Genomic DNA, 15985 nt, shown 5'->3' with positions numbered 1-15985 from the left:
CTGTTTACTGACAGCGCAGAGCTAATTTCCAGGAGTCACACCCCAATGAGCAACATGAATCACGAGCGCGTCCTCAGTGTTCACCACTGGAATGACACTCTGTTCAGCTTCAAGTGTACCCGCGACCCGGGCCTGCGCTTCGAAAACGGTCAGTTCGTGATGATCGGCCTGCAACAGCCTAACGGTCGACCGCTGATGCGTGCTTATTCGATCGCCAGCCCGAACTGGGAAGAACATCTTGAATTCTTCAGCATCAAGGTGCCGGACGGTCCTTTGACCTCCCAGTTGCAGCACCTGAAGGAAGGCGATGAGATTATCATCAGCAAGAAGCCTACAGGCACCCTGGTACTCGACGACCTCAAGCCGGGCAAACACCTGTATCTGCTAAGCACCGGTACTGGCCTGGCACCGTTCATGAGCGTGATCCAGGACCCGGAAACCTACGAGCGTTTCGACAAGGTGATCCTGTGCCATGGCGTGCGTTACGTCAACGAAGTCGCCTACCGCGAGTTCATCACCGAGCACCTACCGCAGAACGAATTCTTCGGCGAGGCGCTGCGTGACAAACTGATCTACTACCCGACCGTGACCCGTGAACCGTTCGAGAACGAAGGTCGCCTGACCGACCTGATGCGTAGCGGCAAGCTGTTCAGCGATATCGGCCTGCCACCGATCAACCCGCAGGACGACCGAGCCATGTTGTGCGGCAGTCCGAGCATGCTCGACGAGACCAGCGAAGTGCTCAACAGCTTCGGCCTGACTGTTTCGCCACGGATGCGCGAACCGGGTGACTACCTGATCGAGCGGGCGTTTGTCGAAAAATAGGCCCGTTCGCCACGGTTTTTAACGGGTGGGAGTTACTTCCAGCACGCGAATCACCGCCGTTTGCGGGTAATGCCAGCGCACGTTCAAGTCCCAGAACCGGGCGCCGTACTCGCGCTCGGGCGTCGGCGTCTGGTAGGCCGGACGCGGGTCCTGTGCCAGGCATTGCTCGATCAGTGCAATCAACGGCTCCTGCAGGCGCAAGGCGTGGTCCCGGGCCTGTTGCAAGGCGTCGTCCGTCCACTGTACCGGAATCAACGGCGGCGCCGCGCTGGCGATGCCGTTGACGGCACCGCTGACGTGGTCGGCGTAGGGCACGTAGGGCTTGATATCGAGAATCGGCGTGCCGTCCAGCAGATCGATGCCCGAGACCCACAGTCGATGGCCTTCGACCTTATCCAGCTTGACCACGGACTGGCCGATTCCATTTGGCCGATGGGTCGCACGGGTAGCGAACACGCCGATGGATTGGTTGCCCCCCAGGCGTGGTGGGCGGACCTTGAGTCGCGGCTTGTCTTCCAAAGCCTGGTGGAACAGAAACAGCAACCAGACATGGCTGACCTGCTCCAGTCCCTGCACCGCATCGCCCCGGTCGAACGGCGCCACCAGCTCCAGTATGCCCCGTGCCGCCGGCGCCAGTTGTGGCTGGCGCGGGATGGCGAATTTCTCCTTGAAGCAGGAGCGGACGAAACCGATGGGCGAGACGCTATAGGTCATGACGGTCGGCCTCAGGCGCCGATTCCCAGAATATCCCTGGCTACGGCTTCGGCAATACGGATGCCGTCGACCCCGGCCGAGAGGATGCCACCGGCATAACCGGCACCTTCGCCAGCGGGGAACAGGCCCTTGACGTTGAGGCTTTGCATCGATTCGTTGCGGGTGATGCGCAGCGGTGATGAAGTGCGGGTTTCGATCCCGGTCAGGACCGCATCGTGTAGCGAATAGCCCTTGATCTGACGTTCGAACGCCGGCAGGGCCTCGCGAATGGCTTCGATGGCGAAGTCCGGTAAGGCCAGTGCCAAGTCACCCAGGGCCACGCCCGGCTTGTAGGACGGCTCGACGCTGCCTAGCGCGGTGGAGGGTTTGCCGGCGATGAAGTCACCGACCAGTTGTGCTGGCGCCTCGTAGTTGCTGCCGCCGAGCACGAAGGCGTGGGACTCCAGGCGCTCTTGTAGCTCGATACCGGCCAGTGGTCCGCCCGGATAATCCACTTCAGGAGTGATGCCGACGACAATACCGGAGTTGGCATTACGCTCGTTGCGCGAATACTGGCTCATACCGTTGGTCACCACTCGATTGGGTTCCGAGGTAGCGGCTACGACGGTGCCGCCGGGGCACATACAGAAGCTGTAGACCGAACGACCGTTCTTGGCGTGATGCACGAGCTTGTAATCGGCGGCGCCCAGTTTTGGGTGCCCGGCGTATTTGCCCAGGCGGGCACTGTCGATCAGTGACTGCGGGTGCTCGATGCGAAAACCCACCGAGAACGGCTTGGCTTCCATATACACGCCACGGCGGTGGAGCATGCGGAAGGTGTCGCGGGCGCTATGACCGAGCGCCAGGATCACATGGCGCGAGTCCAACCGTTCGCCGCTGTCGAGCACGACGCCGGTCAACTGGCCGTCGTCGATCAGCACATCGGTGACCCGTTGCTCGAAGCGTACTTCACCGCCCAGGGCTTCGATCTGCTGGCGCATGTTCTCGACCACGCCCGTCAGGCGGAAGGTGCCGATATGCGGTTTGCTGACGTAGAGGATTTCTTCCGGCGCACCGGCCTTGACGAACTCGTGCAGGACCTTGCGACCGTGGTGTTTGGGGTCCTTGATTTGGCTGTAGAGCTTGCCATCGGAGAAGGTCCCGGCACCGCCCTCGCCAAATTGCACGTTAGACTCGGGATTGAGCACGCTTTTGCGCCACAGGCCCCAGGTGTCCTTGGTGCGCTGGCGCACTTCCTTGCCGCGTTCGAGGATGATCGGCTTGAAGCCCATCTGTGCCAGTAGCAGGCCGGCGAAAATCCCGCAGGGACCGAAGCCCACCACGATCGGGCGCGCGCCGAGGTCGGCCGGTGCCTGGCCGACCACTTGATAGCTGACGTCGGGCGCCTGATTGACGTTGCGGTCCTCGGCGAATTTCTTCAGCAGGGCGTCCTCACCCCGAACCGAGAGGTCGATGGTGTAGATGAAGCACAGCTCGGACGATTTCTTGCGGGCATCGTAGCTGCGCTTGAACAGCGTGAAATCGAGCAGGTCAGTGCTGGCGATGCCCAGACGCTGCACAATGGCGGGCCGCAGGTCTTCATCGGGATGGTCGATCGGCAGCTTGAGTTCGGTGATTCGTAGCATGACAGGGTCCAGTGTGCGGGCCACGCAGGCGCGCCGGCTTTACGACAAACCAGTGATTATAAGCCCCAACGGCGGTTTTCCGTGAGGCTTGAATGACGGTTCGTCGAATCAGTCGTTACGTGCGCCGCCGAATACGCCGCAGCCGCGTTGGACTTGGCCATTGACCCGCAACTCGGCGCTCAGGCTCTGCACGCTGGCGGTGACGCTGTCGACGCAGCGCTGGGGGACCACCCACAGCTCGATATGCTGGTTGTTGCCTTCGGTACTGAGACTGAAGCGACCGTCGCCTAGTTGTTCTTCCAGGTACGGTAGGACGATGGCCGGTTGCTGGTCGCGCTTGAGCACCAGGCCGGTGCTGGTTGCCTTGAACGACCAGTCTGGACCATGGCCGTTGGCGATCACTGTCTGGCGCTTGAAGTCCGGATCGGCGCAAGTGCCGGTGCCACGTTCCAGACGATAGATCTGTTGCAGGTTCATCTGACCATCGGAACCGTCGGCCGTGCTCGCGGAAAAACTGCCGCGTAGGTCGACGAACAGTTTGCCGGGCTGGCTCGACAGGCTGGCGGCCTCCTGGGTGATGCCAGTATTGCCACTATCGTTGACGACAAAGCGCCGTTGTTCCTGGCACGCCTGGAACACTAGTTTGTCGTCGATGCGGCTGAGCTCGCCTTGCATCCGGCTCAGGCCGGCAGTGGGGTTCGAGGGTTTCTGGGCGAGCATCTGGCAGCCGGCGAACAGCGGCAGCAGGGCAAGGAACATGAAAGAACGGGCAGCATGCATCGTGGGCTCTCCTGACAAGTGCCGCCACGTTACTCAGGCTGGGCGAGCACCACAAGCCCGCTTGCCACGGTAGGGCACCATTCAACCGACGCGGTAGGTCTGGCCGGTCTGCAAGCCTTCCACGCTCTTGGCGTAGGCCAATGCCACATCCACCGCCGGCACCGGTTTGAAGCCGCGAAAGTAAGACCCGTGGCGGTCCACGGCTTCGACCAACAAGGTTGGGCTCACCGAGTTCACTCGCAGGCCGCGAGGCAACTCGATGGCCGCAGCCTTGACGAAGCTGTCGATCGCACCGTTGACCAAGCTGGCCGAGACGCCGTAGCGAATCGGGTCATGGCTCAGGATACCGGAGGTGAGGGTGAACGAAGCACCGTCATTGGCGTATTCGCGACCGATCAATACCAGGTTGACCTGGCCCATCAACTTGTCTTGCAAGCCCAGTGCAAAGTCCTTGTCGCTCATGTCGGCCAGGGGCATGAAGTTGACATTGCCGGCGGCGCAGATCAGCGCATCGAACTGACCGGTCTGTTCGAACAACTGGCGAATCGATGCGCCGTCGCTGATATCCGCGTGCAGGTCGCCGTGGGTGCGACCGATCTTGATGATTTCGTGGCGTGGGGCCAGTTCTTTCTCGATGGCCGAACCGATGGTGCCCAGGGCGCCGATCAAAAGAATTTTCATCCTGTGGTTGCTCCAGCGTGAGGTTGAATCCTCAGTCTAGAGCGGATTTTCCTGCAGGTAGACGCGCGAATAGGTCACACCCTGGACCCTTGGTCTGCTCAGATTTCCAGAATACGGCGGCGATGGAGAAACGGGCGACAAAGACAATCAAGCGGTAAGGGAGCTTCTTGAACAACCGGACTATCCTCACCATCGGGCGCACGACAGGCTTGCGCAGTTTCATGGTTGGCGCTTTTCTTCTGGTTGCAGGTGAATGATGGCGCCGTGACGAATCAGCAGGGCGAGCGCCTGGCTTGGATCGAACTCGGCACAGGCATCACCTGCGCGGGTAATGGCCCGTTCCAGCGGCGTTTGGTTTCGCAGGCTGTGGATAAATGCCAGGGTGCCCCTGTCGATTCTGAACACCTGGACTTGCCAGTGCTGGCGCAAGACCAGCGCGGCTTCGCCTTGTGTCGGATCGACCTGGTTCAGTTGGCCTTCGCCTTGATGGGCTTGCCATAGCGATACCACGGCATGGGGTGAAGCGAGTGCCGCGAGACTGGGATGCAGGTGAATCCGTAAAGTCATCAGGGATTCGGGATCCCCCAGGTAATGGCCGATCTGTTCCGGGCTCACTGGCGTTGCATCGGCGGCGTGATAGGCGTTGATCCGCAATCGCTCCAGGCGGGCGACGTCGGCCAGGTACGGCACGCTCGCCGCCGGTGCAAAACCCTGGATAAAACCACCGAAATCCTCGCCATAGTGGCTGAGGATCGGACTGCTGGGCGGGTAATGCTGGACATAGACACCGGCCATGGCCCGGAAGAACGCTTCGCCGACCAATTGCCTGACCACCGGATAGCTGTCCGCCAGGGCATTGATCAGCGAACTCTGGACATTGTTGCGGTACACCGCGAAACGACTGGCAGGGTCAGCTCCATTGGCGCTGCACAAACCGGGTGGGCAAGGCTGTCGCGGGTCGAGCAGCGCGGCGCTGAAGCGGGCCTGCTCGCTCATCGGTAGCGCTCGACTCGATCCAGCAGTGATTGGGCCTGAGCGGATTCGGCAAGGAGCACGGCAAAGTCGGGGACGCGGTTGTCGCGTTCAATCAGGGTCGGCATCGCGCCGATCTTCGTCAGTACCTGTTGATACAGGGTCCAGACCGCCTGGTCGATGGGTGCGCCGTGATCGTCGATCAGCAGCCGGTCACCCAGGTTGTCGGCGTCTTCGGCGAATCCGGCCAGGTGGATTTCTCCCACCGTGTGCAGTGGCAGTGCCTCGATATAGGTCAGCGCATCGCGCTGGTGGTTGATGCTGGAGACATAGACGTTGTTCACGTCCAGCAGCAACCCGCAGCCGGTACGGCGGACGACCTCGCTGATAAAATCCGCCTCGTCCAGGGTTGAGCGCTCCAATTGCAGGTAGGTGGCCGGGTTCTCCAGCAGCATCGGCTGTTTCAAGGTGCTTTGTACCTGGTCGACATGCTCGCAAACCCGCTGCAAGGTCGCCTGGTCATAGGCCAACGGCAGCAGGTCGTTGAGAAACACCGGGCCGTGGCTCGACCAGGCCAGGTGTTCGGAAAAGGCATAGGGTTGATAACGCTCGATCAGCAGCGCCAGACGCTTGAGGTGCTGCTTGTCCAGCGGGCCTTCGGCGCCGATGGATAGGCCGACGCCATGCAGCGACAGCGGATACTGTTCGCGGATCAAGCCCAGGTAATGGTGAAACGGTCCGCCGGCGACCATATAGTTTTCGGCATGGACCTCGAAGAAACCCAGGTCGGGGCGGGTTTCCAGGATCACCTGGAAGTGTTCGGCCTTGAGCCCCAGCCCGGCGCGGGGTGGAAGCTCAAGGCCAACGACCGGAGCGCGATGACGGGTAGCGGGTTGCCGTGCCGTGGACATTTTTGCTGCTCAGGCAAGTGAAGCGATCAGGCTGCTGGGCCTTGTTTCAGGCTACCCATGCCGTTCGGGGTCTTGGTGGTCTCGCAAGTGCCTGCCGGCACGAGTTTCCAGGCATTGGCTTGATAGTCCTTGGACGAAGTCCCAGCGCAACTGGTGCCGGCACCCGCGGCGCAATCGTTCTGGCCTTTGAGGGCCACGCCGTAGCATTTTTCCATTTTTGCGGCATCGTCGGCATGCACGGTCATCGGCAACGCGGCGATGCTCAGGGCAGAACCCAGGGTCAGGGCGAGGGTAGTGGCAGATAGGGCGCGGGAAGTAGTGCTCATGGTCGATCTCCGATGGCTATCAGTGGTGGAAGCAGGGATTGCATCGCGTAGCCGCCTTAATTGAGCGGCGAGGGCGAGGCTTGCTACCTCGGGGTGCAAAAATAATCGATTATTTTTCGGGAGGCTACCAAGCTCGCCCTCCTGGTGTTTTGATGGATAAAGGAAAGCCCCGAAATCGAGGCTTTCCGTCAGGCTTTCAAGCAGCGGATGCTGGCTGCGTGGTAGATCAACCGCCCAAATACGCTTCGCGTACCTTGGGATCGGTCAGCAGGTCGTCGCCACTGCCTTCCATCACCACCCGACCGTTTTCCAGTACATAGGCGCGGTCGGCGATTTTCAGCGCCTGGTTGGCGTTCTGCTCCACCAGGAACACCGTTACACCGTCCTTGCGCAGTTGTTCGATAATATCGAAGATCTGCTGGATGATGATCGGCGCCAGGCCCAGCGAAGGCTCGTCGAGCAGCAATAGCTTGGGCTTGCTCATCAGTGCCCGGCCAATGGCGAGCATCTGTTGTTCGCCGCCGGACATGGTGCCGCCACGCTGGCTGAAGCGCTCCTTGAGCCGTGGGAACAGTTCCAGGACCTTGTCCATTTGCGCCTGATAATCGCCCTTGTCGGTAAAGAAACCACCCATGGCGAGGTTCTCTTCCACGGTCAGTCGCGAGAACACGCGACGACCTTCCGGCACTACCGCGATGCTCTTGCGCATGATCTGCGAGCATTCCTGCCCCACCAATTCCTCGCCCAAGTAACGGATGCTGCCGGCATGGGCCCTTGGCGAGCCGCAGAGGGTCATCAACAGGGTCGACTTACCCGCGCCGTTGGCACCGATCAGGGTGACGATTTCGCCTTGGCGAATCTCCACGTTGACACTGTGCAGGGCCTGAATCTTGCCGTAGAAGGTGGAAACGTTTTCGAATTGCAGCATTTACGCTTCCCCCAGATAGGCTTTGATCACTTCGGGATTGTCGCGGATCTGTTGTGGCGTGCCGTTGGCCAACGGTGTGCCCTGGTTGATCACGACGATGTGATCGGAAATGCTCATGACCAATTTCATGTCGTGCTCGATCAACAGGACCGTGACGTTGTGCTCCTCGCGCAGCACGCTGATCAGCGCCTTGAGGTCGTCGGTTTCCCGTGGGTTGAGGCCGGCCGCCGGTTCGTCGAGCATCAGGATCCGCGGGCGGGTCATCATGCAACGGGCGATTTCCAGGCGACGCTGCTGACCATAGGCCAAGGTGCCGGCCGGGCGGTTGGCGAACTCGGTCAGGTTGACTTGCTCCAACCAGTACCCGGCGTACTCCATGGCTTGGCGCTCGCTCTTGCGGAACGACGGGGTCTTGAACAGCCCGGCCAGGAAATTGGTGTTAAGGTGCCGGTGCTGGGCGATCAACAGGTTTTCGAGCGCCGTCATGTCCTTGAACAGGCGCACGTTCTGGAAGGTCCGTACCACGCCCTTGCGGGCAATTTGATGGCCGGCCAGGCCCTGGATCGGCTGGCCGTCGAGCAGGATGCTACCGGCGCTCGGCTTGTAAAAACCGGTCAGGCAGTTGAACACCGTGGTCTTGCCGGCGCCGTTCGGGCCGATCAGCGCCACCACTTGTTTCTCCTGGACGGTCAGGGCCACGCGGTTGACCGCCAGCAGGCCGCCGAAGCGCATGCTCAGGTTTTCTACTTTAAGGATCTCGCGGCTCATTTGCGCAGCTCCATGTGTGGACGTTGCATGGGCAGCAAGCCTTGCGGCCGCCAGATCATCATCAGCACCATCAAGGCGCCGAACATCAACATGCGGTATTCACTGAACTCACGCATCATTTCCGGCAGCAGAATCATCACGATGGCCGCCAGGATTACGCCCAGTTGCGAGCCCATGCCACCCAATACGACGATGGCGAGGATGATCGCCGACTCGATGAAGGTGAACGACTCCGGCGTCACCAGTCCCTGGCGCGCGGCAAAGAAGCTGCCGGCGAAACCGGCAAACGCGGCACCGAGAGTAAAGGCCGACAGCTTGATCACTGTCGGATTCAAACCCAGCGCCCGGCAGGCGATCTCATCTTCACGCAGCGCTTCCCAGGCACGGCCGATGGGCATGCGTAGCAGGCGGTTGATCACAAACAGGGCGAACAACGCCAGCACCAGGGCCACCAGGTACAGGAACACCACCTTGCTCACCGGGTTGTAGTCCAGCCCGAAGAATGCGTGGAAGGTCTGCATGCCTTCGGCGGCGGTACGGTCGAACGACAGTCCGAAGAAGGTCGGCTTGGGAATGTTGCTGATGCCGTTGGGACCGCCGGTGAGGTCGGTGAGATTACGCAGGAACAGCCGGATGATTTCCCCGAAACCCAGGGTCACGATGGCCAGGTAGTCGCCACGCAAACGCAGCACCGGAAAACCCAGGAGGAAGCCGAAGGTGGCGGCCATCAGGCCGGCGATCGGCAGGCAGATCCAGAAGCTCCAGCCGAAGTAGTGTGACAGCAGCGCATAGCTGTAAGCGCCCACGGCGTAGAAACCCACATAGCCCAGATCGAGCAGGCCGGCCAGGCCGACCACGATGTTCAGGCCCAGGCCCAGCAGCACATAGATCAGGATCAGGGTGGCGATGTCGACCGCGCCGCGTGAGCCGAAGAACGGCCAGATCAGCGCGGCGACGATCAGGCCGATGATGATCCAGCGCTGGGTACGCGGCAGGGTCAGGAACTGGCCGACTTTGGGCGAGACCAGCGGGCCTCGGGACGACTTGAACATCGCATTGAATTGTTCGCTGAACAGTACACGCAGGAACATCAGCACCGAGCAGAGGGCGATGATGCTCAGGGTCACCGGCCCGGTGCCATGCACTTGGAGGTTGATCCCGACGATGCTCAACTTGAGGCCGAGCACCGGAAAGGCCACGGCCCATACCAGCAAGGCGCTGAAGAACGCCGATTTGAGATATCTGTTCATACTTTCTCAACCTCCGGACGGCCCAGAATGCCGGTCGGCCGGAACAACAGCACCAGAACCAAAAGACCGAACGCCACCACGTCCTTGTACTGGTCGCCGAACACATCGGCGCCAAAGGCTTCGGCCACCCCCAGCACCAGCCCGCCGAGCATGGCGCCCGGAATGCTGCCAATGCCGCCCAGGACTGCCGCGGTGAAGGCCTTCAGTCCTACCAGGAAGCCAGCGTTGGGGTTGATCACGCCGTATTGCATGCTCAGCAGCACGGCGGCGATCGCTGCGAGGGCAGCGCCGATGACGAAGGTCAGGGCGATGATGTTGTTGGTATTGATGCCTAGCAGATTGGCCATCTTGATATCTTCGGCGCAGGCGCGACAGGCGCGGCCAAGGCGTGAACGGGAAATGAACAGGGTCAGCCCGGTCATGGCCACCAGGGTGACGATGAATACCAGTATCTGCATATAGGAAATCAGTACTTCCTCCGCGCCGCCCGGACCAAAGGAGAAACTCCCCGGGATCAGGTTGGGGATGGACTTGTCCTTGGAATCCTGGGACAGCAACACGGTGTTTTGCAGGAAAATCGACATGCCGATGGCGGAAATCAGCGGAATCAGTCGGTTGCTGCCGCGCAGGGGACGGTAGGCGACGCGCTCGATACTGTAGCCATAGGCACTGGTCACGACGATTGTCGCGATGAACGCGGCGGTCATTAACAGCGGCAGTGAGTGGATACCCAGCATGGCCAGCCCGGCGAGGGCGATGAAGGCCACGTAGGAACCAATCATGTACACCTCGCCATGGGCGAAGTTGATCATTCCAATAATGCCGTAAACCATTGTGTAGCCAATGGCTATCAAGGCATAGGTACTGCCAATGGTCAGGCCATTAACCAGCTGTTGGAAGAAGTGATAGATCTCAGGCATTACACGCTCCTAAAAACCCGATACGCATTTCACTGGTGGAGTCATGTTCCGGCCCGGTGCCGTGGTTTATGGTCATGTCGGCACGAACTTTTGCCAGCGAACCGCTGGTGACGGTTTTAAGATTTTCAGGTGAGCCAGCTCCCGGATCGCGGGTGTCGGGCCCATAAACCTCGTAAAACAAAGCCCACTGCTTGCACAGTGGGCTTCTTGACCTTTCAGGCCTGACTTACTGAGGGGAGACTTCGGTTTTCGGTTTGCCGAAGTGCCACTGGTAAACCACGAACTTGAAGTCCTTCAGGTCGCCTTTGGCGTCGAAGCTCAGGTCGCCGGTCGGGGTCTTGAAGGTACCGGCGTGGATGGCGGCTGCCACCTTGGCGGTGTCTTCGCTCTTTGCCGACTTGATGCCTTCGGCGATCACTTGGACCGCAGAGTAGGCCGGGAATACGAACGGGCCGCTCGGGTCCTTGCCATCGGCCTTGATGGCGTCAACGATGGCCTTGTTTTCCGGGGCGGCATCGAAGGACTTGGGCAAGGTCACCAGCAGACCTTCGGAAGCGTCCTGGGCGATCTGCGAGATGGAGTCGTTACCGACGCCTTCCGGCCCCATGAACTTGGCGTTCAGGCCTTTTTCCTTGGACTGGCGCAGGATCAGACCCAGCTCAGGATGGTAGCCGCCGTAGTAGACGAAGTCGACCTTGGCTTGCTTGAGTTTCTGGATGATCGAGGAGAAATCCTTGTCGCCGGCGTTCAGGCCTTCGAAGACGGCAACCTTTATCTCTTTGCTCTCGAGGGTCTGCTTGACCGCGGTGGCGATGCCTTCGCCGTATTGCTGCTTGTCGTGCAGCACGGCAACCACTTTCGGCTTGACGTGGTCGGCGATGTAGTTACCGGCGGCAGGGCCCTGGGCACTGTCCAGGCCGATGGTGCGGAAGATCATCTTGTAGCCGCGAGCGGTGATTTCCGGGCTGGTGGCGGCTGGCGTGATCATGATCACGCCTTCGTCTTCATAGATGTCCGAAGCCGGTTGGGTGGAGCTGGAGCAGAGGTGACCGATCACGAACTTGACGCCATCGTTGACCACTTTGTTGGCCACGGCTACGGCCTGTTTAGGGTCGCAGGCATCGTCGTACTCCTTGGCTTCGAGCATCTTGCCGTCGACGCCGCCCTTGGCGTTGATGTCCTTGATGGCCTGTTTCGCACCCATGAATTGCATGTCGCCGTACTGGGTCACTGGGCCGGTTTTCGGGCCGGCAATGCCGATCTTGAGGGTGTCTGCGGCGAACGAATGGCTGGCAATCCCGGCCAGAACCATAGCGGCGAACAGTTTGGAAATCTGCTTAGTCATTAGTGCTCCACTCTTACTGTTGTAATTTTTATAGTCCTGACGCCAAGGCAGCAGAACCGGGTTTGCGAACCCCGGTTTCCCCGGCAACTGTACCGATACAGTTTAGAGCGCCCGTTAATCGCTTGAATAGCGGGCAGCTGAGGGCAAAATCGGGGGGTGTCGCTTAAATGAAAGAAAAAGACAGAATGGCGGCGGATTGCCCTGCAGATTGTTATCTGGATGTTGCTGATCCCACACGGCGATCCCTGGCTCCCCTGATTCCTCTTTCATCCCAACCATTGCATCCGGGTTTTTCTGCCTGAGTCGCGACGTTATGATTGCGCTGATTTTTTCTCAGGTAGAAACCCATGATTGAACAACCTAGCACCCTCTATGCCAAGCTGCTTGGTGAAACTGCAGCGATCCGCTGGGAAGAGCTGCAACCGTTCTTCGCCCGGGGTGCACTACTGTGGGTCGAGCCTTCGCTGGATTTGATCGCGGTCGCCGAGGCCATGGCCGCCAACCAGGCTGACAAAGTGGCGGGCTGGCTGGCCGCCGGGGAGCTTGCCAAGGTGTCTGAAACGCGGGCGCAGGACCTTTTCAAGCGAGATCCTGACCTGTGGGCGGTGGTGGTGTCGCCTTGGGTAATGACCCAGGAACGGGTAGAAAAATAATTTAGCGCACTGCAATGGTGCATATGCCTTATGCGTTTATGGCCTATGAGTGTGTAGGCCAGTAACCGCCCAGAGCAGTAGTGGCAGTTTGCTCGTGGAGAAAATCCACAGTCTTCCGAACCCCGGAACTGTCTCAAGTCAGGCGCCGTATTGTGGGAACCGTCAGCCAGCTGCCGCGGGATCGTGCCCAGACGCTGTACGAAATATATTTGCGCTTGCCGATGTTGCGTTGAAAGCAGGCTCGCTAGGCTCATTTACAACCCGTAAAGTTGCCTGCGACCCCGGTCAGTCCTCGCCTGGCCTTCGCTCGAAAATATTTCCTACAGCACCTAATACTCGGTTTTGCCGGTGTGGTTATTCAACGAAATGACCCGGGTCTTGCCGATCCGATGACGGTAGATCTCGCGCAGGTACTTGATGGCCTTTTTTACGCAATCGCGGGACAGGCGAATATCGTTGATCGAGACGAACTTGTCCTTGTCGTTGATCAGTTCACGGTACTTCTTCTCGTACATCGGTTTGATCGCATACCAGTTGGTATCGAGGATCTTCGCCGGGTTCTCGAACTCGTTGAGCAGATCGTCGATATGCCCTTCGTCGAACTCGTCACGGGTGATGAAGTCGAGCATCGAGTTGTCCAGCGTATCGTCGAAACGATACGGGTGACGGGCGAAGCAGCGCTTGATGAAGGCCACGATCAGGGTCAGGAAATCGTCCGACAGGCACGGGCTCTTGGCGATCAGGGTAGTCAGCGACAGGTTGGCCGAAGCGCCGATCACCAGTGCGTAGCGCTTGAGCGTGGTGTTGGGGAACAGGCTATTGAGGTGGGTCTTGAGTCGGTTGAGGTCCATGTAGGACAGTTTGTAGTCCTTGGGCAGCGAGACAATCGACACTACCGACGAGCAGTTCTTGAAGAAGTGCAAGTCGTGCAGGGCCGCCGCGTCGTAACCCGAGGCTTTGTACTGCTCCAGGGCCGCGCGGTAACGCTTGGATTCGATCGGTAGCAGACTGATGCCCTCGATCGCCTGGGTGACCTTGTTAAAGTGTGGCAGGTCGATGGAGCGGAAGAACAGGTCATCGATGTTCAGACGCTGCGGTTCTTTCTCGAACACTTTGAATTTATCGCCGGTGGGCACTGGTTGTTCCGGTACCACCGATTCCGCGTAGGCGATGGCCACCGGACCGGCCAGGCTCATGAACAGGTCATTGGCATCCAGGCGAATAGTCTCGCCGATGTCGATGCCGGCACGCCGGAAATAGTTCTGGTCGTAGTCGGTGGTCACCGCTTGGGCGGTGAGAATATTGAAAATCTGCTGGGAGATGTACTGGTTGGCGTGTTTCTCCATGGCATTGACATCAATGTTCTGAATATTGCCGTCATCGTTCTCTTCGGCATAACGCATGATGTCGTTGGAGATCAGCATCATCGCGTTCCAGGGGCGGATGCGGCCCATGACGCTGGCTTCGCTGCTGTCCTCATTGTCGAAGTTGTACGAGAAGTCCCATTCTTCGGACAGGTACTTACAGAGCAGGCGACCGGCGTTGATGTGCAAGGCCTCGGACATTTCGCTGCGATGATCGGAAATATTCGGCAGTACGCAGATGCCGCTGGTGAAGATCGGCTCGAAGACAAAGGCGTGGCCGCTCTTGCTGTCGTGCTCGTCCATCGGCTTGGTGTCGAACGTCTTGTTCATGTACGAATACTGTTGAGCCAGGCCGAACTCCGAGGCCATGCCCGATCCAGTACCGCCGCCAGCGCTGAAGATCGAGAAGTACAGGCGCGACTGATTGGCTTTGATGCCACAAGAGTCGATCAGGTACGAATGGATCATCTTCCAGTCGGGGCTGGAGAAACGCTGGGTGTCTTTGTTCAGGATGATCTTGGCCAGGTACTGGCCGAGGATCGGCGCGTTACCGGCGCCACCGGCATGGACTTCCGACAGATCCATGATCTTCATCTTGCTGTAGTCGCGGATAAAGCCGCTTTTCTCACCTTTGCGGGAGAAGCGGATACGTCCGGCGATGTCTTTGTCCAGATCGCCGAGCATCACCAGCGGTTCGACCAGGAACACCGGCTTGGCGGATTTGTTCTGCCCCAGGCGCAGGTTGTGGCGAATCCACTGGGCAGGGCGATAGCCCTTGTCGGTGGTGGTGTCCTCGTTGTTGAACTCGTTGAGGTAGAACTTGCGAGCGTTGTACACCAGTTCGGCGACGTCCAGCGCAATGTTCGAACCGCAGCGACCCAGGCCGATCAGGCATACGGAAGGAAATTGCTGCTCGCGGCGCGCTTCGTTTTCACCCTCCGGATGCGCTGAGCTGGGGAAGACCATGTCGCGCAAGCCGTCGAGGTTGTCGAGAATACGATCCGTATTGGTTTCAGTGAAATAAAGGTACTGCTGCGTCGCCAATGGACGCGGTGTGGAATGGACCTTGGAAGGTTTTTCCGCGACCGTGGGCACTATCAGATCGGATACTGGGTTGGCCGGGTGGTTTTTAGAGGTCATTGTGCGCCATATACCTGGTCTGGTTGGGCGGTCGAGAGGATGTCAACGCGCCATCACGGAATGAGAGGTCGCGACTTTACCGCGCGATATTGGCTTGAGCGATAGGGTTTTATCCCAGGCTCAGCGAGGGCGATCCTTGCTCGAATACCGTTGAATCGGCCAATCATTGACGTTCTTTAATTGACGGGGAACTTTTTGTGAATTTTGTATTACTTTCTCCGAGTATTGGTTGAGATCCACGCGTTGGCGTATCGCGTGTCACTCATAGCAGTAGAGGTTGATGGCGGGATACCGCCCATGTTTTAGGAGTCCTAAACAGCGATGGGGACTAAAGTGGCTTTCTGTTCAGGTTCCAGTGGCGCCAGGCCGAAGGCGGCCCGAGCGGCGTCGCAGCGCTCGTTGGGTTCGTCATCGACCCAGGCGGCTGCGAATTCACGGCAGGGGCTGGAGCGCTGATGATAGATCGAGCAACTGACTTGCTCCCCGACTTCGCCCTTAAGCGCGGTGCAACGCGGCTTACGCGCTTCGGTTCCGAGCATGGCGACGCGGCTTGGGCTGATTTGGGTGACCAGTTCGTCGGGCACCAGGCCGCCACCCGAGACGCACTCACCCCAGTAGAACGACACGCGAAAATAGGCACAGCAGGCACCGCAATTCAGACACGGATTAGCATCAGGCATGGAAGCTCAACGAAGGAAGAAGGGAAGGGGGTAATCCCGCGCCATTCTAGGCTTCGGTCGTGACTTTGTAAGGAGGTGTTACAAATATTTTTCAGGCGCTGAG

At 59.4% G+C, this 15985-nt stretch carries 18 protein-coding genes; 2 read left to right on the top strand and 16 right to left on the bottom strand.

Annotated features, from left to right (window positions below; all coding sequences use genetic code 11):
• The first annotated feature begins 45 nt into the window (after positions 1–45).
• Positions 46–825, top strand: a complete 780-nt coding sequence (locus tag BMX68_RS04455) for a ferredoxin--NADP reductase (RefSeq protein ID WP_017131046.1) — start codon at positions 46–48, stop codon at positions 823–825.
• Positions 826–843: 18 nt separating this feature from the next.
• On the opposite strand, the gene tsaA is transcribed toward BMX68_RS04455, so the two are convergent.
• The 14 genes from tsaA to BMX68_RS04390 all read right to left on the bottom strand — a co-directional run bounded on the left by tsaA (position 844) and on the right by BMX68_RS04390 (position 12045).
• Positions 844–1539 carry a tRNA (N6-threonylcarbamoyladenosine(37)-N6)-methyltransferase TrmO gene (gene tsaA / locus BMX68_RS04450; RefSeq protein WP_017131045.1) on the bottom strand — a complete coding sequence of 232 codons (696 nt, stop codon included), beginning with the start codon at positions 1537–1539 and terminating at the stop codon, positions 844–846.
• Positions 1540–1550: 11 nt separating this feature from the next.
• Positions 1551–3164: an NAD(P)/FAD-dependent oxidoreductase gene (locus tag BMX68_RS04445; protein ID WP_017131044.1), complete on the bottom strand. Its 1614-nt coding sequence runs from the start codon at positions 3162–3164 to the stop codon at positions 1551–1553.
• A gap of 108 nt (positions 3165–3272) precedes the next feature.
• Positions 3273–3944 carry a COG3650 family protein gene (locus BMX68_RS04440; RefSeq protein ID WP_017131043.1) on the bottom strand — a complete coding sequence of 224 codons (672 nt, stop codon included), beginning with the start codon at positions 3942–3944 and terminating at the stop codon, positions 3273–3275.
• 81 nt (positions 3945–4025) lie between these two features.
• Positions 4026–4625 carry a short chain dehydrogenase gene (locus tag BMX68_RS04435; RefSeq protein ID WP_017131042.1) on the bottom strand — a complete coding sequence of 200 codons (600 nt, stop codon included), beginning with the start codon at positions 4623–4625 and terminating at the stop codon, positions 4026–4028.
• A gap of 31 nt (positions 4626–4656) precedes the next feature.
• Complete coding sequence (locus BMX68_RS04430) at positions 4657–4848, bottom strand: hypothetical protein (protein ID WP_017131041.1); 192 nt, start codon at positions 4846–4848, stop codon at positions 4657–4659.
• Positions 4845–5621, bottom strand: a complete 777-nt coding sequence (locus tag BMX68_RS04425) for an HvfC/BufC N-terminal domain-containing protein (protein WP_017131040.1) — start codon at positions 5619–5621, stop codon at positions 4845–4847. The genes BMX68_RS04430 and BMX68_RS04425 overlap by 4 nt, the downstream gene beginning before the upstream one ends.
• Positions 5618–6508, bottom strand: coding sequence for an MNIO family bufferin maturase (gene bufB / locus BMX68_RS04420; protein ID WP_017131039.1), 891 nt, complete (start codon positions 6506–6508; stop codon positions 5618–5620). Before bufB ends, BMX68_RS04425 begins: the two co-directional genes overlap by 4 nt.
• Before the next feature lie 26 nt (positions 6509–6534).
• Positions 6535–6834, bottom strand: a complete 300-nt coding sequence (locus tag BMX68_RS04415) for a BufA1 family periplasmic bufferin-type metallophore (RefSeq protein ID WP_017131038.1) — start codon at positions 6832–6834, stop codon at positions 6535–6537.
• Between the two features lie 226 nt (positions 6835–7060).
• Positions 7061–7762 (bottom strand): ABC transporter ATP-binding protein, encoded by a 702-nt coding sequence (locus tag BMX68_RS04410; protein ID WP_017131037.1) that lies wholly within the window; start codon positions 7760–7762, stop codon positions 7061–7063.
• Positions 7763–8530 carry a high-affinity branched-chain amino acid ABC transporter ATP-binding protein LivG gene (gene livG / locus BMX68_RS04405; RefSeq protein ID WP_017131036.1) on the bottom strand — a complete coding sequence of 256 codons (768 nt, stop codon included), beginning with the start codon at positions 8528–8530 and terminating at the stop codon, positions 7763–7765.
• On the bottom strand, positions 8527–9780 hold the full coding sequence (locus tag BMX68_RS04400; RefSeq protein ID WP_017131035.1) for a high-affinity branched-chain amino acid ABC transporter permease LivM: 1254 nt from the start codon (positions 9778–9780) through the stop codon (positions 8527–8529). Before BMX68_RS04400 ends, livG begins: the two co-directional genes overlap by 4 nt.
• Positions 9777–10700, bottom strand: coding sequence for a high-affinity branched-chain amino acid ABC transporter permease LivH (gene livH, locus BMX68_RS04395; protein WP_017131034.1), 924 nt, complete (start codon positions 10698–10700; stop codon positions 9777–9779). Before livH ends, BMX68_RS04400 begins: the two co-directional genes overlap by 4 nt.
• Positions 10693–10881 (bottom strand): hypothetical protein, encoded by a 189-nt coding sequence (locus BMX68_RS25315; RefSeq protein WP_143063234.1) that lies wholly within the window; start codon positions 10879–10881, stop codon positions 10693–10695. The genes livH and BMX68_RS25315 overlap by 8 nt, the downstream gene beginning before the upstream one ends.
• 45 nt (positions 10882–10926) lie before the next feature.
• Positions 10927–12045: a branched-chain amino acid ABC transporter substrate-binding protein gene (locus tag BMX68_RS04390; RefSeq protein ID WP_017131033.1), complete on the bottom strand. Its 1119-nt coding sequence runs from the start codon at positions 12043–12045 to the stop codon at positions 10927–10929.
• Between the two features lie 347 nt (positions 12046–12392).
• Here BMX68_RS04390 and BMX68_RS04385 point away from each other — a divergent pair, with 347 nt between their 5' ends.
• Entirely contained in the window at positions 12393–12698 is a 306-nt protein-coding gene (locus BMX68_RS04385) for a DUF2288 domain-containing protein (RefSeq protein WP_017131032.1), read from the top strand.
• 329 nt (positions 12699–13027) lie between these two features.
• On the opposite strand, the gene BMX68_RS04380 is transcribed toward BMX68_RS04385, so the two are convergent.
• Together BMX68_RS04380 and BMX68_RS04375 are read right to left on the bottom strand one after the other, a co-directional pair.
• Positions 13028–15202 carry a hypothetical protein gene (locus tag BMX68_RS04380; RefSeq protein ID WP_017131031.1) on the bottom strand — a complete coding sequence of 725 codons (2175 nt, stop codon included), beginning with the start codon at positions 15200–15202 and terminating at the stop codon, positions 13028–13030.
• Positions 15203–15513: 311 nt separating this feature from the next.
• The gene (locus BMX68_RS04375; protein ID WP_017131030.1) at positions 15514–15882 is read right to left on the bottom strand and encodes a YkgJ family cysteine cluster protein; all 369 of its coding nucleotides are present in this window, start codon (positions 15880–15882) and stop codon (positions 15514–15516) included.
• Between the last annotated feature and the right edge of the window lie 103 nt (positions 15883–15985).

Source organism: Pseudomonas agarici (assembly GCF_900109755.1).
GTDB classification, from domain to species: Bacteria; Pseudomonadota; Gammaproteobacteria; order Pseudomonadales; family Pseudomonadaceae; genus Aquipseudomonas; species Aquipseudomonas agarici.
This window is presented reverse-complemented; position numbering and strand designations above follow the sequence as displayed.